This window comes from Corynebacterium sp. 335C (genome assembly GCF_053525695.1).
This window is the reverse complement of the sequence record NZ_JASTTB010000001.1, coordinates 932,715-953,966: the sequence shown is the minus strand read 5'-3', so window position 1 is coordinate 953,966 and position 21,252 is coordinate 932,715. Positions and strand designations below refer to the sequence as shown.

19 protein-coding genes and 2 tRNA genes are annotated in these 21,252 nt (G+C 71.5%); 17 read left to right on the top strand and 4 right to left on the bottom strand.

Annotation, left to right across the window (positions count from 1 at the left end; translation table 11 throughout):
* Positions 1–54 precede the first annotated feature (54 nt).
* The 4 genes from QQS41_RS04045 (at position 55) to QQS41_RS04030 (ending at position 1,529) form a co-directional block, all read left to right on the top strand.
* Positions 55–130, top strand: a tRNA-Ala gene (locus QQS41_RS04045).
* A gap of 39 nt (positions 131–169) precedes the next feature.
* Positions 170–245, top strand: a tRNA-Ala gene (locus tag QQS41_RS04040).
* A 209-nt stretch (positions 246–454) separates the two neighbouring features.
* A complete protein-coding gene (locus tag QQS41_RS04035) occupies positions 455–889 on the top strand; it encodes a pyridoxamine 5'-phosphate oxidase family protein (protein ID WP_448851383.1) in 435 nt (144 codons plus the stop codon).
* An 85-nt stretch (positions 890–974) separates the two neighbouring features.
* The gene (locus QQS41_RS04030; protein ID WP_448851382.1) at positions 975–1,529 is read left to right on the top strand and encodes a TetR/AcrR family transcriptional regulator; all 555 of its coding nucleotides are present in this window, start codon (positions 975–977) and stop codon (positions 1,527–1,529) included.
* A 90-nt stretch (positions 1,530–1,619) separates the two neighbouring features.
* On the opposite strand, the gene nadE is transcribed toward QQS41_RS04030, so the two are convergent.
* On the bottom strand, positions 1,620–2,459 hold the full coding sequence (nadE, locus tag QQS41_RS04025) for an ammonia-dependent NAD(+) synthetase (protein ID WP_448851381.1): 840 nt from the start codon (positions 2,457–2,459) through the stop codon (positions 1,620–1,622).
* Positions 2,460–2,487: 28 nt separating this feature from the next.
* Here nadE and QQS41_RS04020 point away from each other — a divergent pair, with 28 nt between their 5' ends.
* From QQS41_RS04020 to QQS41_RS03980, 9 genes are all read left to right on the top strand, one after another.
* Positions 2,488–3,864 carry a sugar porter family MFS transporter gene (locus QQS41_RS04020; RefSeq protein ID WP_448851380.1) on the top strand — a complete coding sequence of 459 codons (1,377 nt, stop codon included), beginning with the start codon at positions 2,488–2,490 and terminating at the stop codon, positions 3,862–3,864.
* A gap of 186 nt (positions 3,865–4,050) precedes the next feature.
* Entirely contained in the window at positions 4,051–4,173 is a 123-nt protein-coding gene (ykgO, locus tag QQS41_RS04015) for a type B 50S ribosomal protein L36 (RefSeq protein WP_003852698.1), read from the top strand.
* 360 nt (positions 4,174–4,533) lie between these two features.
* Complete coding sequence (nrdH, locus tag QQS41_RS04010) at positions 4,534–4,758, top strand: glutaredoxin-like protein NrdH (protein ID WP_448851379.1); 225 nt, start codon at positions 4,534–4,536, stop codon at positions 4,756–4,758.
* A gap of 80 nt (positions 4,759–4,838) precedes the next feature.
* Positions 4,839–5,300: a class Ib ribonucleoside-diphosphate reductase assembly flavoprotein NrdI gene (nrdI, locus tag QQS41_RS04005; RefSeq protein WP_448851971.1), complete on the top strand. Its 462-nt coding sequence runs from the start codon at positions 4,839–4,841 to the stop codon at positions 5,298–5,300.
* Positions 5,301–5,552: 252 nt separating this feature from the next.
* Positions 5,553–7,694: a class 1b ribonucleoside-diphosphate reductase subunit alpha gene (gene nrdE, locus QQS41_RS04000; RefSeq protein WP_448851970.1), complete on the top strand. Its 2,142-nt coding sequence runs from the start codon at positions 5,553–5,555 to the stop codon at positions 7,692–7,694.
* Positions 7,695–7,778: 84 nt separating this feature from the next.
* On the top strand, positions 7,779–8,729 hold the full coding sequence (gene nrdF, locus QQS41_RS03995) for a class 1b ribonucleoside-diphosphate reductase subunit beta (RefSeq protein ID WP_448851969.1): 951 nt from the start codon (positions 7,779–7,781) through the stop codon (positions 8,727–8,729).
* 329 nt (positions 8,730–9,058) lie between these two features.
* Positions 9,059–10,759, top strand: coding sequence for an aa3-type cytochrome oxidase subunit I (ctaD, locus tag QQS41_RS03990; RefSeq protein WP_448851378.1), 1,701 nt, complete (start codon positions 9,059–9,061; stop codon positions 10,757–10,759).
* 251 nt (positions 10,760–11,010) lie between these two features.
* Positions 11,011–12,291 carry a phosphoserine phosphatase SerB gene (gene serB / locus QQS41_RS03985; RefSeq protein ID WP_448851377.1) on the top strand — a complete coding sequence of 427 codons (1,281 nt, stop codon included), beginning with the start codon at positions 11,011–11,013 and terminating at the stop codon, positions 12,289–12,291.
* Entirely contained in the window at positions 12,291–13,052 is a 762-nt protein-coding gene (locus tag QQS41_RS03980; RefSeq protein WP_448851968.1) for a peptidyl-tRNA hydrolase, read from the top strand. The genes serB and QQS41_RS03980 overlap by 1 nt, the downstream gene beginning before the upstream one ends.
* A 63-nt stretch (positions 13,053–13,115) precedes the next feature.
* Here QQS41_RS03980 and QQS41_RS03975 read toward each other — a convergent pair whose 3' ends face one another.
* From QQS41_RS03975 to QQS41_RS03965, 3 genes are all read right to left on the bottom strand, one after another.
* Complete coding sequence (locus QQS41_RS03975; RefSeq protein ID WP_448851376.1) at positions 13,116–14,684, bottom strand: AMP-binding protein; 1,569 nt, start codon at positions 14,682–14,684, stop codon at positions 13,116–13,118.
* Between the two features lie 204 nt (positions 14,685–14,888).
* Positions 14,889–16,988 carry an ATP-dependent DNA helicase gene (locus QQS41_RS03970; protein WP_448851375.1) on the bottom strand — a complete coding sequence of 700 codons (2,100 nt, stop codon included), beginning with the start codon at positions 16,986–16,988 and terminating at the stop codon, positions 14,889–14,891.
* Between the two features lie 3 nt (positions 16,989–16,991).
* Positions 16,992–18,293, bottom strand: a complete 1,302-nt coding sequence (locus QQS41_RS03965) for a nicotinate phosphoribosyltransferase (protein ID WP_448851374.1) — start codon at positions 18,291–18,293, stop codon at positions 16,992–16,994.
* 59 nt (positions 18,294–18,352) lie between these two features.
* Here QQS41_RS03965 and clpS point away from each other — a divergent pair, with 59 nt between their 5' ends.
* The 4 genes from clpS to murI all read left to right on the top strand — a co-directional run bounded on the left by clpS (position 18,353) and on the right by murI (position 21,216).
* Positions 18,353–18,655 (top strand): ATP-dependent Clp protease adapter ClpS, encoded by a 303-nt coding sequence (gene clpS / locus QQS41_RS03960; protein WP_303146073.1) that lies wholly within the window; start codon positions 18,353–18,355, stop codon positions 18,653–18,655.
* 94 nt (positions 18,656–18,749) lie between these two features.
* Positions 18,750–19,298: a DUF2017 domain-containing protein gene (locus tag QQS41_RS03955; RefSeq protein WP_448851373.1), complete on the top strand. Its 549-nt coding sequence runs from the start codon at positions 18,750–18,752 to the stop codon at positions 19,296–19,298.
* Positions 19,295–20,380, top strand: a complete 1,086-nt coding sequence (locus QQS41_RS03950) for a P1 family peptidase (RefSeq protein WP_448851372.1) — start codon at positions 19,295–19,297, stop codon at positions 20,378–20,380. Before QQS41_RS03955 ends, QQS41_RS03950 begins: the two co-directional genes overlap by 4 nt.
* Positions 20,377–21,216, top strand: a complete 840-nt coding sequence (murI, locus tag QQS41_RS03945) for a glutamate racemase (RefSeq protein WP_448851371.1) — start codon at positions 20,377–20,379, stop codon at positions 21,214–21,216. Before QQS41_RS03950 ends, murI begins: the two co-directional genes overlap by 4 nt.
* Positions 21,217–21,252: the final 36 nt, after the last annotated feature.

Genomic DNA, 21,252 nt, shown 5'->3' with positions numbered 1-21,252 from the left:
TAGCGTGAACGGAGCAAACGCGGGCCGCCCGGTCGCCGGGCGGCTCCCGCATGAGGGGCTATGGCGCAGCTGGTAGCGCACCACACTGGCAGTGTGGGGGTCACGGGTTCGAGTCCCGTTAGCTCCACCACCGCACCGCATATCGGGCGGACAACTTCATAACCATCACGGGGCTATGGCGCAGCTGGTAGCGCACCACACTGGCAGTGTGGGGGTCACGGGTTCGAGTCCCGTTAGCTCCACCATTCGGCGGCCCGCCGGGGGATTTCCCCGGCGGGCCACCGCTTTTCGCGCGGCGCCCGTCCGGCGGGGTGCCCCGTCGTCACCCGCTGCGGGGGAGCGCGCCGGGCCTCACTTCGCGCGATGCGGGGGAGCGCGCCGGGTCCCGTCGTCACGCTCCGCCGGGGGGAGACGCAGCCGACGCCCCCGTAGGTTTGGTGGAACAATGGACGGCATGACCGACACGAACGACACCGATCCCGTCATCCGGCTGACCGAGGAGGAGTCCCTCGAGCTGCTGGCCACCAACACCTTCGGCCGCCTCGTCGTGCGGCGCAAGGACGACATGGACCTGTTCCCGCTGAACTACGTCGTCGACGGCGGGCGCATCGTCTTCCGCACGGCGGAGGGCTCCAAGCTGTTCAGCCTCACCCTGAACGACGACGTCCTGTTCGAGTCCGACCAGGTCGACCGCGAATCCGGCAAGGCGTGGAGCGTCATCGTCAAGGGCACCGCCCGCGCGCTGACGTCCACGGAGGAGATCCGCGCCGCCGACGAGCTTCCGCTGCGGCCGTGGCTGCCGACGCTGAAGTACAACTACGTCGAGGTCCGCCCGAACGAGGTGTCCGGCCGGCGCTTCAATCTCGGCGAGGAGCCGGAGCGCTACTAGCCCCCTGGCGGATCCCGAGGGGCACGGTGTTCCCCCGGGGCCGAAAACACTGTCGCGCACGTGTGATACGCGCTACAGTCGTGGTGTGACCGACATCATATCGACGCCTCGGCCGGGCATCGCCTCCTGCGATCCCTCGCCGCACGTGCGCCGGATCCTCGGCGAAACCCGCGCCATGCTGCGGGAGTCGGGGTGGGAGTCGGTGAGCATGCGCCGCCTGGCCGCGCGGCTCGGGGTGAAGGCCCCGTCGCTGTACAAGCACATCTCCGGCAAGAAGGAGCTCTACGGGCTCCTCCTGGAGGAGACGAAGGAGCGGTTGGCGCACGAGCTCGCCGCCGCGTGGGAGCGCGACGCCACCGTCGCCTCCCTCCTCGACGCCTACCGTGCGGCGGCGCTCGCCGACCCGCACGGCTACCTCCTGCTCGCCCGCGGCCGCACCGTGCTGCGCTCCGGGGAGGGGGAGAAGGAGCGCGACGTCATCGCCGCGTTCCAGGACGCCGCCGGCGGCGACCGCGCCCGCGGCCTGGCCATGTGGGCCTTCGCCCACGGCCTGGTCACCGCGGAGATCACGCAGGAGGGAGCGCGCCCCGAGGACGCCGACGGCGTCTGGGCCGCCGGCGCCGCCGCGTTCGGGGGCTAGGGGAGATCGGCGGGCGACCGCCCGGGCCGGGTGCCCGGGGTTGCCCGCCTACGGTGCGGCCGCCCGCTCACCGGGCCCGCGCCGGCCCGCTCAGCCGCGCCACCACGTCTCCGACGGGCCGGGCGGCAGCTCCCGCTTGTGGCGGGTGCGCAGGTACCACGCCTCGATGCGCTCCGCGGCCGCCGGGTGGACGTCGCGGCCCTCCAGATACGCGTCGATGTCGGCGTAGGTGACGCCCAGGGCGTCCTCGTCGGCCAGTCCCGGCCGATCCTCCTCCAGGTCCGCGGTGGGGGCCTTGCGCCACAGGCGGGAATCGGCGCCGAGGTGCTCCAGCATCCGGGCGCCCTGGCCCTTCGTCAGCCCGGCCAGCGGAATCAGGTCGGCGGCGCCGTCGCCGTGCTTGGTGAAGAACCCGGTGACCGCCTCGGCGGCGTGGTCGGTGCCGACGACCAGCATGCCGCGCTCGCCAGCGATGGCGTACTGGGCGATCATCCGCATGCGGGCCTTGACGTTGCCCTTGTTGAAGTCGGTCAGCCGCGCGCCGTCCTCGCCCGGGTGGGCGCCGGCGGCGGCCGGGGCGGCGATGGCGGCGACGGCAGGGGCGATGTCGACCGTCGCCCGCTCGTCGGGGCGGATGAAGTCGAGCGCCAGCTGCGCGTCGTCCTCGTCGGCCTGCACCCCGTGGGGCAGGCGCACCGCGATGAACGCGGCCTCGGCGCCCTCCGCGCGCCGCCCCTCCACGGCCAGCTGGCACAGCCGGCCGGCGAGGGAGGAGTCCTGGCCGCCGGAGATGCCCAGCACCAGGCCCTTCGCCCCGGTGGCCTCCAGGTAGTCGCGGAGGAACCCGACGCGGCGGTCGACCTCCGCGGCAGGATCGACGTCCGGCCGGACATCTAGATCGGTGATGATGCGGTCGCGCAGATTGTCCATGCGATGACCCTAGCGCGGCGGTGGCATCATGATCCCCGTGAACGAGACCACCACCACGGACTTCCGCCGCGGCCGGGTCATCGGGGTCGCGGCGGTCGCCGCGCTCGGCGGCCTGCTGTTCGGCTACGACACGGGCGTCATCTCCGGGGCGCTGCTGTTCATCCAGCGCTCCTTCGAGCTCACCCCGGCGCAGGAGTCGACGGTCACGGCGATGCTGCTGGTCGGCGCGGCGATCGGCGCGCTGGCGGGCGGTCGCGTCGCGGACGCAGTCGGCAGGCGCATGACCCTGATCCTCGGCGCCGTCGGCTTCGTCGCCGGCTCCTTCTGGTGCGCCGCCGCGGGATCCGCGTTCGAGCTGGGCGCGGCGCGCACGCTGCTGGGCGTGTGCATCGGCGCGGTGTCCATCGTCGTGCCCATGTACATCTCGGAGATCGCGCCGCCGTCCATCCGCGGCCGGCTGGTCAGCATGAACTCCCTGATGATCGTCGTCGGCCAGCTGGTCGCCTACCTCACCAACTCCGCGCTGGCGTCGTCCGGCTCGTGGCGGTGGATGCTGGGCCTTGGCGCGGTGCCGGCCATCGTGCTGCTCGCCGGCACGCTGATGCTCCCCGACACCCCGGCCTACCTGCTGCGCCGCGGCCGCGACGGCGACGCGCTGCGGGTGCTGCGCCGCATGCAGGGCTCCGGCGCGGAGCTGTCCGACGTGGAGGTCGCCGAGGGGTCGTCGTCGGAGGCGTCGCGCCGCGCGGAGCGGGAGGCGCTGAAGACGCCGTGGATCCGCGGCACCGTCGTCGTCGCCATGCTCATCGGCGTCACGCAGCAGATCACGGGGGCCAACGCCATCGTGTACTTCGCGCCGACGATGATGAACAAGGTGGGTCTGTCGACCGAGAACTCGGTGTACACCTCCATCCTCATCGGCACCGTCTCCGTCGTGATGTGCGCCGTCGGCATGTCGATCATCGACCGCGTCGGCCGCCGCCGGATGCTGCTCATCGGCCTGGCGGGCTGCGCCGCCTCGCTGCTGGCGCTGGCGCCGACGTACCACCTGGCGGCGTCGTCGACGGGGGCGGCGATGGCGTCGCTGGCGCTGATGACCTTGTTCATCGCGTTCCAGCAGGCGGCGGTGTCCGTCGCGACGTGGCTGCTCATCTCCGAGGTCGTGCCGGCGGAGGTCCGCGGCATGGGCATGGGCCTGGCGGGCCTGGCGCTGTGGGCGGCCAACTGGTTCGTCGCTCAGTCCTTCCTGCCGATGGTCGAGGCCGTCGGCGGCTCCTGGTCCTTCGTCTTCTTCGCGGTGACGGGCCTGGTGGCGCTGGCGTTCACGTTCCGCTGGGTGCCGGAGACCACGGGCCGCAGCCTCGCGGAGGTCCAGGGGGCGATGCGGGCGCGGCTGGGCCGCTGACCCGAGGGCGGCGCCGCACCCTCGCCCCGGACGGGTTTTGGCCCCGGGACGCGGGTGCGGTACGATTGCCCACCGTGCCGTGGCACGATCCCATCGTGCCCGCAGCGGGAGGGGCCGACGCGAATCCGAACGGGAATCGCCGGCCCGCACCCCGCCCCGTCGAGCCGAGAAGAAAGGAGCGCCCGAATGAAGGTCCGCAAGTCCCTTCGGTCGCTGAAGAACAAGCCGGGCGCCCAGGTCGTGCGCCGCCGCGGCAAGGTCTACGTGATCAACAAGAAGGATCCGCGCTTCAAGGCCCGCCAGGGCTAGTCGCGCCATCCGCGCAGGGGCCGCCGCCCCCGGTCGAGCACCGGGGGAGGCGGCCCCTTCCGCATGCCGCGGCCAGGGCCGTCGTCACGCGGATGGCACTTTCGGGGGTGGCCGTGACGCGGGTCTCCCGGAATTCCCGGCGGTGGAATTACATCCGTGTCGGCGGGCGCGGCCAACATGTAGTGCTGACATTGGTGTAACTCCTGGGGTTTCGCGGGCGGCGCCACTACATATTGTGTCGCTAGACGAATCCTGGCCCCAAGTGTAGTGTTCCTCCTGTCGCTCCGAGAGGGAGCGCGCCCGTCCGGAGAAGGGGCCGGACCCGGGGTACCGGTCCAACGGAAGCGAGGAAGAACAGCGATGGTCACCGTCTACAGCAAGCCCGCCTGCGCGCAGTGCCGCGCCACCATGCGCGCCTTCGACAAGGCCGGCATCGAGTACGACGTCGTCGACATCACGCTGGACGACGAGGCCCGCGACTACGTCATGGCGATGGGCCACCTGCAGGCGCCCGTCGTCGACACGGGCACCGAGACCTGGTCCGGCTTCCGCCCGGACCGCATCAAGGGCCTGCAGGCCGCCTAGCTCAGGCGGCCGCCAGGCGGCAGCGACCAACCACGGCCGCGACCCACGGGTCGCGGCCTTTCGTCGAAGGGGAGATGGACGTGCTCGTCGTCTACTACTCGTCAGCGACGGGGAACACCCGCCGGTTCGCGGAGAAGCTGGGGCTGGAGTCCGCGCGCATACCCATGCGCCGCACCGACGCCCCGCTCGAGGTTCGCGAGCCGTTCGTGCTCATCTGCCCGACCTACGGGGGAGGGGCGTCGGTGTCCGGGGAGAACTCCCGGCCGGTGCCGCCGCAGGTCATCCGCTTCCTCAACGACGAACGCAACCGCAGGCACATCCGCGGCGTCATCGCCGGCGGCAACCTCAACTTCGGCGCCGACTACGGCAGGGCGGGCGACGTCATCTCCGCCAAGTGCCGGGTCCCGTACCTCTACAGGTTCGAGCTCATGGGCACCGACGAGGACGTCGAGGTCGTCCGCCGCGGACTCGCCGGCTTCGCGCGCGAGATCGGGGAGGAGCCGTTCCGGCCCGCCCCGGCCGGCGCCGAGGCCGCCGCCTGAGCCGCGGGGCCGCCGCACGCGGGGACCGTCGCAACGCACCACCCGGTGCCGCGCCGCACCCGCACGGCGACCCGCACCCCGCCACCCGCCGCACCCGGACATCGGGCGCACCCGAACCGGTTCCGCGCGGCCCGCGCCGATTGCGCGCGGCCCCGGAGCACTGAAGACTTCACACCGACAGCACACGACAAGGACCACGGCGCCGCCGACGGCGGCCCGCGGCCGACAGAGGAGCTAAACACCGTGGCAGAGATGGGCAAGACCGTCCCCGAGCCGATCGGCGGCCAGATGGACTACCACGCGCTGAACGCGCTGCTGAACCTCTACGACGACGAGGGCAGGATCCAGTTCGACAAGGACCGGGAGGCCGCCCGGCAGTTCTTCCTGCAGCACGTCAACCAGAACACCGTCTTCTTCCACAACCTGAAGGAGAAGCTGGACTACCTGGTCGAGAACAAGTACTACGACCCCGTCGTCCTGGACAAGTACGAGTTCGAGGACGTCAAGGCCCTGTTCAAGCAGGCCTACGCGCACAAGTTCCGCTTCAAGAGCTTCCTCGGCGCGTACAAGTACTACACCTCGTACACGCTGAAGACCTTCGACGGGAAGCGCTACCTCGAGCGCTACGAGGACCGCGTCTGCATGGTCGCCCTCACCCTCGCCGACGGCGATCTGACCCTCGCCTCCGAGCTCGTCGACGAGATCATCACCGGCCGCTTCCAGCCGGCGACCCCGACCTTCCTCAACTGCGGCAAGGCGCAGCGCGGCGAGCCCGTGTCCTGCTTCCTGCTGCGCATCGAGGACAACATGGAGTCCATCGGCCGCGGCATCAACTCCGCCCTCCAGCTGTCCAAGCGCGGCGGCGGCGTCGCCCTCCTGCTGTCCAACCTCCGCGAGCAGGGCGCGCCGATCAAGCACATCGAGAACCAGTCCTCCGGCGTCATCCCCGTCATGAAGCTGCTCGAGGACTCCTTCTCCTACGCCAACCAGCTGGGCGCGCGCCAGGGCGCCGGCGCCGTGTACCTCCACGCGCACCACCCCGACATCATGCGGTTCCTCGACACCAAGCGCGAGAACGCCGACGAGAAGATCCGCATCAAGTCCCTGTCCCTCGGCGTCGTCATCCCCGACATCACGTTCGAGCTGGCCAAGCGCAACGACGACATGTACCTGTTCTCTCCGTACGACGTGGAGCGCATCTACGGCCGCCCGTTCGCCGACGTCGACATCACCGAGAACTACGCGGACATGGTCGAGGACCCGCGCATCCGCAAGAAGAAGATCAACGCCCGCGGCTTCTTCCAGACCCTGGCGGAGATCCAGTTCGAGTCCGGCTACCCGTACATCATGTTCGAGGACACGGTGAACCGGGCCAACCCCATCGCCGGCAAGATCACGCACTCCAACCTGTGCTCCGAGATCCTGCAGGTCTCCACGCCATCCGAGTACAACGACGACCTGTCCTACAGCCACATCGGCGAGGACATCTCCTGCAACCTCGGCTCGATGAACATCGCCATGGCGATGGACTCCGACGACTTCCCGAAGACCATCGAGACCGCCATCCGCGGCCTCACCGCCGTCGCCGACCAGACCTCCATCGACTCGGTGCCGTCGATCCGCAAGGGCAACGACAAGTCCCACGCCATCGGCCTCGGCCAGATGAACCTCCACGGCTACCTCGGCCGCGAGCGGATCCACTACGGCTCCGAGGAGGGCCTCGACTTCACCAACATGTACTTCTACGCCGTGGTGTACGAGGCGCTGAAGGCCTCCTGCGCCATCGCGAAGGAGCGCGGCGTCGCCTTCGGCGGCTTCGAGGACTCCGACTACGCCAACGGCACCTACTTCGACAAGTACATCGAGGGCACCTGGGAGCCGAAGACGGAGAAGGTCCGCGAGCTGTTCGCCAACTCCACCGTCCACCTGCCGACGCCCGACGACTGGCGCGCCCTGAAGGCGGAGATCCAGGAGCACGGCCTGTACAACCGCAACCTGCAGGCGGTGCCCCCGACGGGCTCCATCTCCTACATCAACAACTCCACGTCCTCCATCCACCCGATCGCCTCCAAGATCGAGATCCGCAAGGAGGGCAAGATCGGCCGCGTCTACTACCCGGCGCCGCACATGGACAACGACAACCTGGAGTACTTCGCGGACGCCTACGAGGTGGGCTACGAGAAGATCATCGACACCTACGCCGAGGCCACCCAGCACGTCGACCAGGGCCTGTCCCTGACCCTGTTCTTCAAGGACACCGCCACCACCCGCGACATCAACAAGGCCCAGATCTACGCCTGGCGCAAGGGCATCAAGACCATCTACTACATCCGCCTCCGGCAGGTCGCCCTCGAGGGCACCGAGGTCGCCGGCTGCGTGAGCTGCATGCTGTAAAGGAGAGAGACGTTGAACATCGACGACTGCCCGTCCTCGACCCCGGCCCACCGCGAACTCCACCCGGAGGCCCGGCCCTGCCCGATCGCGGCCATCAACTGGAACAGCATCCCGGACGACAAGGACTCCGAGGTGTGGGACCGACTCACCGGCAACTTCTGGCTGCCGGAGAAGGTGCCGCTGTCGAACGACATCCCGAGCTGGAACACCCTCAACGAGCTGGAGCAGCGCACCACCATGCGCGTCTTCACCGGCCTGACGATGCTGGACACCATCCAGGGCACCGTCGGCGCCGTGTCCCTGCTCCCCGACGCCCTGACCCCGCACGAGGAGGCCGTGTACACCAACATCGCCTTCATGGAGTCGGTGCACGCGAAGTCGTACTCGTCGATCTTCCAGACGCTGGCCTCCACCCCGGAGATCAACGACGCCTTCCGCTGGTCGGAGGAGAACGAGAACCTCCAGAAGAAGGCCAAGATCATCATCGAGTACTACGAGGGCGACGACCCGCAGAAGAAGAAGGTGGCCTCCACGCTGCTGGAGTCCTTCCTCTTCTACTCGGGCTTCTACCTCCCGATGTACTGGTCCAGCCACGCGAAGCTGACCAACACCGCCGACATCATCCGCCTCATCATCCGTGACGAGGCCGTGCACGGCTACTACATCGGCTACAAGTACCAGAAGAACATGGACGCCCTGGGCCTGTCCCAGGCCGAGCGCGACGACCTGAAGGACTACACCTTCGACCTCCTGCTCGACCTGTACGACAACGAGATCGAGTACACGGAGGACATGTACGACGACCTCGGCTGGACCGAGGACGTCAAGCGGTTCCTCCGCTACAACGCCAACAAGGCGCTGAACAACCTCGGCTACGAGGGCCTGTTCCCGGCCGACGAGACCCGCGTCTCCCCGGCCATCCTGTCCGCCCTGTCGCCGAACGCCGACGAGAACCACGACTTCTTCTCCGGCGCCGGCTCGTCCTACGTCATGGGCAAGGCCGAGTCCACCGAGGACGACGACTGGGACTTCTAGTCCCGGACCCTGCGCCGCGGCCCTCACCCCCCGCGGCGCCGGGGGTGGGGCGGGGGAACGACGCCCCCGTCCGGTGCGCGACCACCGAAAACACGCGCATCAACGCAGGTTAAGGAAGTTCTCAGGATTCACCTCCCCGGCGCGACCGGGGGAGGGGTGCAGGGCGACCTGCTCGCCGCCTTAACTTTTTCACAGGTTGCGGTTAGACTCTTGGGGCAACGGCCGCCCATGGACCTCCATGGGCCCTCCGGCGGCCCGTTCACCCCAAGGCAGCACAAGCAAAAGACCAGCCCGGCGACCGCCGGAAGGTCGCGTAGTCAGGAGGAAGAATGACTGCAGTCGCGCCCCGCCCCGACCACGAAGTGGTCGTGGCCGAGCGACCTGCTCCCTTCGGCCATTCCCGCAAGGGGAACTGGGCCTGGGAGATGCTGACCACCACGGACCACAAGAAGCTGGGCCTCATGTACATCGTCATGAGCTTCACCTTCTTCTTCGTCGGTGGCCTCATGGCCCTGCTCATCCGCGCCGAGCTGTTCCAGCCCGGCCTCCAGTTCCTGTCCAACGAGCAGTTCAACCAGCTCTTCACGATGCACGGCACCGTGATGCTGCTGCTGTTCGGCACCCCGATCGTCTGGGGCTTCGCGAACTACATCCTGCCGCTGCAGATCGGCGCGCCGGACGTCGCGTTCCCGCGCCTGAACTCCTTCGGCTTCTGGCTGACCACCATCGGCGGCATCGTCATGCTGGCCGGCTTCATCACCCCGGGCGGCGCCGCCGACTTCGGCTGGACGATGTACTCCCCGCTGTCCGACTCCATCCACTCTCCGTCGGTCGGCGCCGACCTGTGGATCCTGGGCGTCGGCGTCGGCGGCATCGGCACCATCGCCTCCGCCATCAACATGGTCACCACCGTCCTGTGCCTCCGCGCCCCGGGCATGACCATGTTCCGCCTGCCGATCTTCACCTGGAACATCCTGGTGACCTCCATCCTGGCGCTGCTCATCTTCCCGATCCTCACGGCCGCGGCCCTGGGCATCCTGTACGACCGCAAGCTGGGCGGCCACATCTACGACCCGGCCAACGGCGGCTCCATCCTGTGGCAGCACCTGTTCTGGTTCTTCGGCCACCCGGAGGTCTACGTCCTCCTGCTGCCGTTCGTCGGCATCATCACCGAGATCGTCCCGGTCTTCTCCCGTAAGCCGCTGTTCGGCTACATCGGCATGGTCTTCGCGACGCTGTCCATCGCCGGCCTGTCCATGGCCGTTTGGGCGCACCACATGTTCGTGACCGGCGCGGTCCTGCTGCCGTTCTTCTCCTTCATGACCTTCCTCATCTCCGTCCCGACCGGCGTGAAGTTCTTCAACTGGCTGGGCACCATGTGGAAGGGCCACATGACCTTCGAGACCCCGATGGTCTTCACCCTCGGCTTCATCGTCACCTTCCTGTTCGGTGGCCTGACCGGCATCATGCTGGCCGCCCCGCCGCTGGACTTCCACGTGTCCGACACCTACTTCGTCGTCGCGCACTTCCACTACACCCTGTTCGGCACCCTGGTGTTCGCCTCCTATGCCGGCGTCTACTACTGGTTCCCGAAGATGACGGGCCGCATGCTGGACGAGAAGCTGGGCAAGATCCACTTCTGGCTGACCTTCGTCGGCTTCCACCTGACCTTCCTGGTCCAGCACTGGCTGGGCAACGAGGGCATGCCGCGCCGCTACGCGGACTACCTCGAGTCCGACGGCTTCACCACGCTGAACATGGTCTCCACGGTCGGCGCCTTCATCCTGGGCATCTCCGTCCTGCCGTTCATCTGGAACGCCTTCAAGTCCGTCCGCTACGGCGAGGTCGTCACCGTCGACGACCCGTGGGGCTACGGCAACTCCCTGGAGTGGGCGACCTCCTGCCCGCCGCCGCGCCACAACTTCACCTCCATGCCGCGCATCCGCTCCGAGCGCCCCGCGTTCGAGCTGCACTACCCGCACATGGTCGAGCGCATGCGCGACGAGGCCCACGTCGGCCGCCAGATCTAGGAGTCGCTGCCGCTCCGGTCTGACTACGTAGACGGCCCCCTCCCGGTTCCTCCCGGGAGGGGGCCTTCGCGTGCGCGGGGGAGGGGCGCTCGAGGGGCCGCCGGCGGGGGCGCGGGGCAGGGCGGGGAGTCCGCGGTGCGCCCCGGACGGGGAAGCGCGCCACGGGGCGAAACGCGGCCCGGCACGTCGTCACGCGAACGCTCGGGTGACCCCGCGGCGCGGGCGCGCAACACGCGTGAAACAATGTGCGCGTGAGCAACCAGGTCGAGGTCAACCCCGAAACCCAGCAGTCCGTCGTGCTTCCCGACGGGTTCGTCTCCGCCGTCGTCACCGCCGGCGGCGACGACCGCCCCGGCGTCTCCGCGGCGTTCTTCCGCGTCCTCGCCGCCCACGGCGTGCACCTGCTCGACGTGGAGCAGGCGGTGTTCCGCGGCAAGCTGATGCTGGCCGCGTTCATCGGCGTCGAGGAGGCCAAGCTGCCGACGATGACCGCCGGGCTGGCGGACACCATGAAGGGCCACGGGATGACCGTCGAGGTCTCCGTCGACGACGCCGAGTCGACGCGCCAGGCGTCCACGCACGCCGTCGTCGTGCTCGGCGACCCGGTGGAGGCCGCCGACATCTCCCGCCTCGGCCGCGTGCTGGCCGACTACGGCGCCAACATCGACACCATCCGCGGCATCGCGGACTACCCGGTCACCGGCCTGGAGCTGAAGGTCACCATCGCCGACCCGAAGCCCGGCGGCGGCGTGCCCCTGCGCAAGGCGCTGGCGGAGCTGGCGATGGAGAACAGCATCGACGTCGCCATCGAGCGCGACGGCCTGCAGCGCCGCTCGAAGCGCCTCATCTGCTTCGACGTCGACTCCACCCTCATCACGGGCGAGGTCATCGAGATGCTCGCCGCCCACGCCGGCCGCGAGGCCGAGGTCGCCGCCGTCACCGAGCGCGCCATGCGCGGCGAGCTCGACTTCGCCGAGTCCCTGCACGAGCGCGTCAAGGCTCTGGCGGGCCTGCCGGCGTCTGTCGTCGACGAGGTCGCGCAGTCCGTGACGCTGACCCCGGGCGCGCGCACCACCATCCGCACCCTCAAGCGCCTCGGCTACCGCACCGGTGCGGTCTCCGGCGGCTTCATCCAGGTGCTCGAGCCCCTGGCGAAGGAGCTCGGCCTGGACTTCTACCGCGCCAACACCCTGGAGATCGTCGACGGGAAGCTCACCGGCCGCGTCATCGGCGACGTCATCGACCGCGAGGAGAAGGCCCGCAGCCTCAAGCGCTTCGCGGAGGAGTCGGGCCTGCAGATGCACCAGACCGTCGCGGTCGGCGACGGCGCCAACGACATCGACATGCTGTCGGTCGCGGGCCTGGGCATCGCGTTCAACGCCAAGCCGGCGCTGAAGGAGATCGCCGACACCTCGGTGAACCACCCGTTCCTCGACGAGGTCCTGTTCTTCCTGGGCATCTCCCGCGACGAGATCGAGCACGCCGACCGCGAGGACGGCACGTTCCGCCGTCCGGCGCTCGAGCGCCCGTGATCCCCGAGGCGTTCGCCGCCGCCCACGCCCGGCTGACCGCGGTCCGCGACCGCACGTGGCGCGACGACCCGGAGGAACCCGACCGGCCGGAGACCATCCAGGCCATGCCGATGGTCCTGCACGTGCCGAAGAACCCGGCCCCGGAGCGCACCGCGCTGCTGGAGGCCGCCGGCGCCTCCGTCGTCGCGTGCTGCCTGGACGAGAGGGCCGGCGGCGACACCGCCTTCGCGGAGGCGCTGACGCGCTGGTACGGGCTGCGCATCCGCAAGATCGCCCGGCGGGCCCGGGCGACGAAGTGGGACCGCGTCCAGACCCTGCCGGGCGTGACCGCGGAGGTCCGCGGCTGCCAGGCGCGTGCATTCGTCCCCTGCCCGGTGTCGGAGACGCCGCCGGAGCTGTCGAAGCTGCAGATCGAGGGCACCGACGTCCCCGCCGGCGACCCGGTCGATCCGCCGCAGGGGCCCCACGCCGTCGTGTACGTCGACGCGGGCCTGGGCATGAGCGTCGGCAAGGCCGCCGCCCAGGTCGGGCACGCGACGATGCTGCTCGCCGCCGACATGGACGGGGGGACCGCGTGGGCGTGGGCGCAGGCCGGGTGGGCGACCGTCGTCCGCGAGTTCCCGCGCGACGCGTTCGAGGTGGCCGTCGCGCGAGCGCGTGCCGCGTCGCCCGGCGCCGTCGTCGCCGACGCCGGCTACACGGAGGTCGCGCCCGGCTCCGTCACCGTGTGCGCGACGTGGGAGCCGGGCGCGGGGGAGTGATCGGGGCAGCCGGCCCCGGGATTCCGACGCAGCACGGCGATACCCTGCCGCGCTCCCGCCCCGTCAGAGCTTCTTCAGCTCCCGGCGGAGGATCTTGCCCGTGGCGGACTTCGGGATCTCCTCGATGAACTCCACCGCGCGGACCTTCTTGTAGGGCGCGACGCGGTCGGCGACGAAGTCGATGACCTCCTCGGCGGTCAGCTCCGCTCCGGGCTGGGGGACGACGAAGGCGACGGGGATCTCCTCGCCGTCGTGCTCGCGGATGCGGCCGGCGCAGCCGGCGTCGGCGATGCCGGGGTGCTGCAGCAGGACGTCCTCCAGTTCGGCGGGCGGGACCTGATAGCCCTTGTATTTGATGAGCTCCTTGAGCCGGTCGACGATGTACACGTTCCCGTCGGCGTCGAGCTCCGCCATGTCGCCGGTGCGCAGCCATCCGTCGACGAGCGTCTCCGCGGTCGCCTCCGGGTTGTTCAGGTAGCCGACCATGACCTGCGGCCCGCGGACCCACAGCTCGCCGGCGGGGGAGCGTTCGCCGGCGGCCGGCAGCGGCACCTCGGGCAGCTCCGGGTCGGCGACGTCGACGAGCTTGTACTCGGTGTTGGGCACGGCGCGGCCGATGGAGTCCAGCGGGCTGTCGTGGCCGATGCGGATGTGGGTGGCGGGGGAGGACTCGGTCATGCCGAAGCCCTGCGCCATGACGCAGTCCAGGCGGCGCTCGACCTGCTGCGCGAGGTCCAGCTGCAGCGGCGCGGCGCCGGAGAACAGGTGGCCCAGGCTGGACAGGTCGTACTTGTCGACGGCGGGGTGCTTCGCCAGCGCGACGGCGATGGGCGGGGCGACGAACGCGAAGCGCACGCCGTGGTCCTGGATGATCTCCAGGAAGGCGGGGAAGTCGAACTTGCCCATGGTGTACTGCGTCGCCCGCCGCAGGAGGCAGAGGTTGAGCAGCGCGGTCATGCCGTAGATGTGGAAGAACGGCAGGACGGTGAGGGCGGGGGTGTCGCGGCGCAGCGCGCCCTCGGTCGCGGCGGCGGCCTGCAGGACGTTGGCGACGAGGTTGCGGTGCGTCAGCTGCACGCCCTTCGGAACGCCGGTGGTGCCGGAGCTGAACGGGATGACGGCGACGGAGCCGGGGTCGACGTCGACGTCGGGGGCGGCGTGGCCCTCGGCGAGGATGGCGGGCAGGCCGTGGACGCCGGTGAGGCCGATGATGCGGTCGGCGGGCAGCCCCGCGTTCTCGGCGCCCTGGGTGCCGGCCCAGCCGATGGAGGACGTCGTCAGCATCATCGTGGCGCCCGCGGCGGTCACCTGCTTGGCGACGTCCTCCGCCGTCGCCATCGACGCGACCGTCGTGCAGGTCGCGCCCGTGCGGAGGATGCCGTGGAAGGCGACGGCGAACGTCGTGGAGTTGGGGCAGTGCAGGGCGACGACGTCGCCGGGGCCGATGCCGCGGTGGGCGAGCGCCCCGGCGAACGCGCCGATCATCTCCGCGAGTTCGCCGAAGGTGGTCGAGGTGCCGGAGTCGACGATGGCGACGCGGTCGCGGTCCTCGTCCGCGATGTCGCCGAACAGCAGCTTGTGCAGGGTGACGTCGGGCAGGTCCAGGTCGGGCAGGGGTCCGGTCAGCGGCATGTGCGGCGTCCTCCTCGGGGGTCGTCGGGCGCGGGGCCCGGGAAACGTTTTCCCCGAGGATAGTGATTGCGGTCACGTCATGTTGCCGTTTGCGCGGGACCGGGTCCGCGCGATGCGTGACGACGCTCCCCGCCGCGGCTCCCGTCCCTCCGGTGCGGCGGCCCCTTCCGTGGCCGTCCCGCAGCGGTCCCGCAGCAGCCTCGCCTACCTGCCGTGACGGGCGGCGACGAGGCGCTCGAGGGCGCCGCAGGCGACGTCGAGCCGGTCGGTGGACCAGAACGGCGGCATGGAGGAGATGAGGAACTTCCCGTACCCCGCGGTGCGCAGGCGGGGGTCGAGGACGGCGACGACGCCGCGGTCGCCGACGGAGCGCAGCAGGCGGCCGGCGCCCTGGGCCATGAGCAGTCCGGCGTGGGCGAGGGAGACCTCGCGGAAGCCGTTGCGGCCCTCGCGGTCGGCGGCCTCCGACCGCGCCGAGGACAGGGGGTCGTCGGGGCGGGGGAAGGGGATGCGGTCGATGACGACGAGGGAGAGCGACGGCCCGGGGACGTCGACGCCCTGCCACAGGGACAGGGTGCCGAACAGGCAGGCGTTCTCCTGCGCCGCGAACGCGGAGACGAGGGAGCCGATGGAGTCCTCGCCCTGGCACAGGACGTCGAAGGGGATGCGGGCGCGCATCTCCTCGGCGGCCTGCTCCGCCCGCCGGCGGGAGCTGAACAGCGCCAGGGTCCGCCCGCCGGCGGCCATGATGAGCTGCTCCAGCTGGTCCAGCGCCTCGGGGGCCGTGTCGCCGCGGCCGGGCCGGGGCAGGCGGGAGGCGACGTAGAGGATGCCGGAGCGCGCCGGGTCGAAGGGGGTGCCGACGTCGAGGCCGTCCCACGTGCCCTTCGGCAGGCCCCAGCGGGCGGCCATGACGTCGAAGCGGCCGCCGAGCACCAGCGTCGCGGAGGTCAGCACGACGGTGGATTCGCCGAAGAGGCGATCGTGCAGCAGGCCGGCGACGGACAGGGGCGCGACGGCGAGGTGGCGATCGCCCGTCATCCAGACGACGTCGGGGCCGGCGGCGCCCTTCGCCTCGTCGCCGGAGCCGATCTGCTGCAGGATCCGCACGCAGGTGTCGTGCAGGTTCTCGCAGGTGGCGCGGACGATCTGGCGTTCGGCTCGATCGCCGTCGCCGGAGCCGCCGACCCCGGCCCCCGCGCCGCCGCCCATGCCCGCCGAGTCCGGCGCCAGCTTCGACATCGTCGCCCACAGGGCGGCGCGCAGCGCCATGATGGCGTCGCCGATGCCCTCCGGCAGCGTCGTCCACCGCCCGACGGCGTCGTCGCCGAGGTCGCGGAGCCGCTCGGTCAGCATGTCGGCGGCGGCGTCCAGGTCGTCGGCCTCCTCCGGAGCGCCCGCCTTGCCGGCGCGGGTGGCGGCCAGCCGCATCGCCACGGGCAGCAGCTCGTCGGTGGCGACGGAGGTGATGCGGGAGTCCAGCTCGTGGGCCTCGTCGACGACGACGAGGTCGTGCTCCGGCAGGATCGCCGCGTCCGACAGGGCGTCGATGGCCAGCAGGGAGTGGTTGGTCACCACCACGTCGACGTCGGCGGCCGCCGCGCGGGCCTCCTCCGCGAAGCACTCCGCGCCGAAGGGGCAGCTCGCCGCGCCGACGCATTCGCGGGAGGTGACGGACACCTGCCGCCACGCCAGCCCGGAGACGGGGAACGGCAGCGAGTCGCGGTCGCCGGTGTCCGTCTCCTCCGCCCATTCGCGGAGCTTGAGGACCTGGCGGGCGGTGCGGGACAGCTCCGCCTCGTCGATGAGGCCCTCCTGGTCGTCCTCCTCCGGCGCCCCCGCGGTGTCGTACAGCTTCTTGCGGCACACGTAGTTGCCGCGGCCCTTCAGGATCGCGAAGGTCGGGGTCCGGTCCAGGTGCGGGGCGACGGCCTTCGCCAGGCGCGGCAGGTCGCGGTCGACCAGCTGCGCCTGCAGGGCGATGGTCGCCGTCGACACGACGACGGTGGCGTCGCCCTCCACCGCGTGGCGCACGGCGGGCACGAGGTAGGCGAGGGACTTGCCGGTGCCGGTGCCGGCCTGCACCGCCAGGTGGCGGCCAGAGGAGAACGCGGCGTCGACGGCCTCCGCCATGCGGACCTGGCCGTCGCGCCGGGCGCCGCCGAGCGCGGCGACGGCGTGGCCGAGCAGCCCCGCGACGCCGCCGTCCCCCTCGTCGCCCGCGCCGCCGCCCGGGTCCCCCGCCGCGGCGCCGGTGGAGCCGGCGGCGCGGCGGGCGTCGTCACGCGAACCCCCGGAACCCATCGATCAGACGCCGGCGAAGCGCACGTGCAGCACCGGCTCGTCGCGCGACAGCGCGAGGCCCTCCCAGGGCAGGGTGACCAGGGCGCGCGCGAGGTGATCGCGCGACTCCTCCAGCGTCGGCAGGCCGTCGACGACCTCGCCGCCGCGGACCATCGGGATGGTCAGCTCGACCGCGTCGAGCGTGCCGACGTCCGGCAGCTCCCCGCCCAGCGGGTACGCCACCTCCTCCACCGCGGTGCCGGTGCGGCGGCAGGCGCGCAGCGCGGCCTTCGCGCCGCCGTGGCTGCGCTTGTCGCGGGAGCGCTTGGCGACGGGCACGCCGTCGACCTCCACCAGCTTGTACACCAGGCCCGCGGTCGGGGCGCCGGAGCCGGTGACGACGGAGGTGCCGACGCCGTACGCGTCGACCGGCTCCGCCCGCAGCGCGGCGATGGAGAACTCGTCGAGGTCGGAGGACACGACGATGCGGGTGTTGTGCGCGCCCAGCCCGTCGAGCTGCTGGCGCACCTGGCGGGCGAGCACGCCCAGGTCGCCGGAGTCGATGCGCACCGCGCCGAGCTCCGGGCCCGCGACCTCGATCGCCGTCGCCACGCCCTGCGTGATGTCGTACGTGTCCACCAGCAGGGTGGTGTCCAGGCCGAGCGCGTCGATCTGCGCGCGGAACGCCGCCGCCTCGTCCGGGGTGCCGTCGGCGTTCGTGTGCGCCAGCGTCCACGCGTGGGCGGCGGTGCCCGACGGCGGGATGCCGTAGCGGGCGGCGGCCTCCAGGTTCGACGTCGCCGTGAAGCCGGCCAGGTAGGCGGCGCGGGCGGCGGTGACGGCCGCGGACTCCTGGGTGCGGCGCGAGCCCATCTCGATCATCGGCCGGCCGTCGGCGGCGGTGACCATGCGGGCCGCCGCGGAGGCGACCGCCGAGTCGGCGTTGAGGATGGAGAGGATGACCGTCTCCAGCACCACGCACTCCGCGAAGGTGCCGCGCACCGTCAGGATCGGGGAGGCCGGGAAGTACAGCTCGCCCTCCCGGTAGCCGTCGATGTCGCCGGAGAAGCGGTAGTCCCGCAGGTAGTCCAGCGTCGCGTCGTCGAGGAAGTCCAGCGCCGCCAGCTGCTCCTCGGTGAAGCGGAAGCGGCGGATGGCGTCGAGGACGCGGGCGGTGCCGGCGACGACGCCGTAGCGGCGCTCGTTCGGCAGGCGGCGGCCGAACACCTCGAAGGCGCAGCGGCGGTCGGCCGTGCCGTCGCGCAGCGACGCCTGGAGCATCGTCAGCTCGTACATGTCGGTCAGGAGTGCGGTCGATCGGCTCACGGAAGGGGATTCTAGCGCCGTGGCGGCGCGGCCCCGCCGCCGTCACTATCGTGGAGCCCATGACCACACCCGCAGCGCCCGCCGCGACCCCGATGGGCACCATGGACGTCGAGGCCGTCACCGAGTCCGACAAGCCGTGGCTGTGCATCGTCTGGGACGACCCGGTCAACCTCATGAGCTACGTGACCTACGTGTTCCAGACGATCCTGGGCATGGGGCGCCAGCAGGCCCACGAGCTGATGCTCAAGGTCCACAACGAGGGCCGGGCCGTCGTCAGCTCCGGCGAGCGCGACAAGGTGGAGGCCGACGTGAAGAAGCTGCACAAGGCCGGGCTGTGGGCCACGATGCAGCAGGCCGACTGAGGGCCGCGGCGACGCGGCCGCGGTCGGGGACGACGCGGTGGGCGGCGTCCGGGCCCGGCCCGGCACGCGGCCCCGGAGACGACGGGAGGCGCCGATGAGGCCCTGGAAGCGGAAGCGCGGCATGCTGCGGGGCGGCGTGCGGTACCTGACGGTGCTGGAGCCGGAGGAGCGGCGGGTGCTCGGCGAGCTCGCCGTGTCGGTGTCGGACGCGCTGATGGAGCGCGCCCGCTCGGTGCCGCGCGATGAGCTGGAGGAGCTGACGGGCATCGTCTCCGGGCATTCGGAGCCGCCGGCGGACGCGCGGCTGGCGCGGCTGCTGCCGGACTTCGAGCGGGAGGGCGACGAGGCGCACGAGGGGGAGAACGCCCTGATGCGCTCCATCCACGAGTCGGACATCACGCGCGGCAAGCTGGAGCAGCTGCGCGTCATCATCGAGGCGCTGGAGCCGGAGGGCGGCCAGGTGTCGCTGACGGAGGAGGAGGCGCACCGCTGGGTCGCCGGCATCAACGACCTGCGCCTGTACCTGCACGTGTCGCTGGAGAACATGCCGGGGCCGATGTCGCGCATCGAGCAGACCGACGCGTTCTACCAGTGGTTGTCGTACAACCAGGAGTCGCTCCTGGAGGAGCTGATGCGGGAATGACGGGGTGCGCGGGCGCGTGCGGCGCCGCGTCGCCCGCGGCCGCGCGGTGGCTTGACGACGATCCCCGCCTGCTCATCGCCCACGCCTCGGCGGGGGACACGGGCGTGACCGTGCTGGCCGCTCCGGGCGACGGCGCCGTCGGCGCGGTCGACGTCCGCGGCGGCGGGCCGGGGACGCGGGAGACGGATCTGCTGGAGCCGCACAACACGGTGGAGCGGGTCCACGCCGTCGTGCTGGCGGGCGGCTCGGCGTTCGGGCTGGCCGCCGCCGACGGGGTGATGCGGGAGCTCGCCGACCGAGGGGAGGGCTTCCGGGTGTTCCCGGACCGGGAGCTGCGGGTGCCGATCGTCCCGGCGGCCGTTATCTTCGACCTCGTGTGCGGGGAGCCGGACCTGCCGGACGCGGAGCTGGGTCGCGCCGCGGCGCGTGCCGCGCTGGACGGCGGCGCCGCGTGGGCGCCGGGGACCGCCGGCGCCGGCACGGGCGCCCTGGCCGGGGCGCTGAAGGGCGGCGTCGGCCGCGCCGGCGTCGTGCGCGAGGGGGACGGCGAGGGCGCGGACGGCTCGAAGGTCGCCGCGGTCGTCGTCGCGAACCCCGTCGGCGCGGTCGCGGACCCGGCGACGGGCCGCCTGTGGGCGGATCCGGAGGCCGGGCGGCTGCGGCCGGAGGCGCTGGCGGAGCTGGGGGAGCGCTTCGTCGGGCTCACGAAGCTGCCGGTGCCGCGGGAGGCCGGCGACGATTCACCGCCGGCGCTCAACACGACCATCGGCGCCGTCGTCGTCGACGCGCCCGTGACCCCGGCGCAGGCCAAGCGCATCGCGATGGCCGCCCACGACGGCCTCGCCCGCGCCATCCGCCCCGCCCACCTGCCCATGGACGGCGACACGATCTTCTGCCTGGGTCTGTCGGGGGACTCCTCCGGCGTGCCCCCGGAGCGGCTGGCGCTGCTGTGCGCCGACGCCGCCGACTGCGCGGCCGCGGCCGTCGCCGACGCGGTCGTCTCCGCGACCGCGCGGGGCGGAGCCGCCGCCTGGTCCGACCTGGTGGAGGACGCGTCCGACAACGAGGAGGAGAACCCGTGACCGGAGACCTGCTGCCCGTCGAGCCCGTCGGCGACCGGACGGCGCCCATCGGCGTCTTCGACTCCGGCGTCGGCGGACTGACCGTCGCCCGCGCGATCGTCGAAAAGCTCCCGCACGAGTCGATGATCTACGTCGGCGACACCGCCAACGGCCCCTACGGCCCGCGCGCCATCGCCGACGTCCGCCGCCTGGCGGAGGCGATCGCGGACGACCTGGTCTCCCGCGGCTGCAAGATGATCGTCATCGCCTGCAACACCGCCACCGCGGCGTTCCTGCGCGACGCCCGGGAGCGCTACCCGGTGCCTGTCGTCCAGGTCATCCTCCCGGCGGTGCGCCGGGCGGTGGCGACGACGCGCAACGGGAGGATCGGGGTCCTCGGCACCGAGGCCACGATCCGCTCCGGGGCGTACCAGGACATGTTCGACGCGGTGCCCGGCGTGGAGGTCCACGCCACGGCGTGCCCGCAGTTCGTGCCGTTCGTGGAACGCGGCATCACCTCGGGCCGCCAGATCCTCGGCCTCGCCGAGGGGTACCTGGCGCCGCTGCAGGCGCAGGGCGTCGACACGCTCGTGCTCGGCTGCACCCACTACCCGCTGCTGTCCGGCGTCATCCAGCTGGCGATGGGCCCGGACGTGACGCTCATCAACTCGGCGGAGGAGACTGCGAAGGACGTCCTGCGCGTGCTCAGCGAAACGGACATGCTGGCGGACCCCGCCGTGGACCCGCCGCCGACCCGCGTCTTCGAGGCGACGGGTGACCCGGAGCCGTTCGCCCTGCTCGCGGAGCGGTTCCTCGGCCCGTCGGTGACGGAGGTCACGCGCGGCATGCGCATGTGATCCCCGGCCCGGGGGCGGCGGAACGTCCCCGGGCGC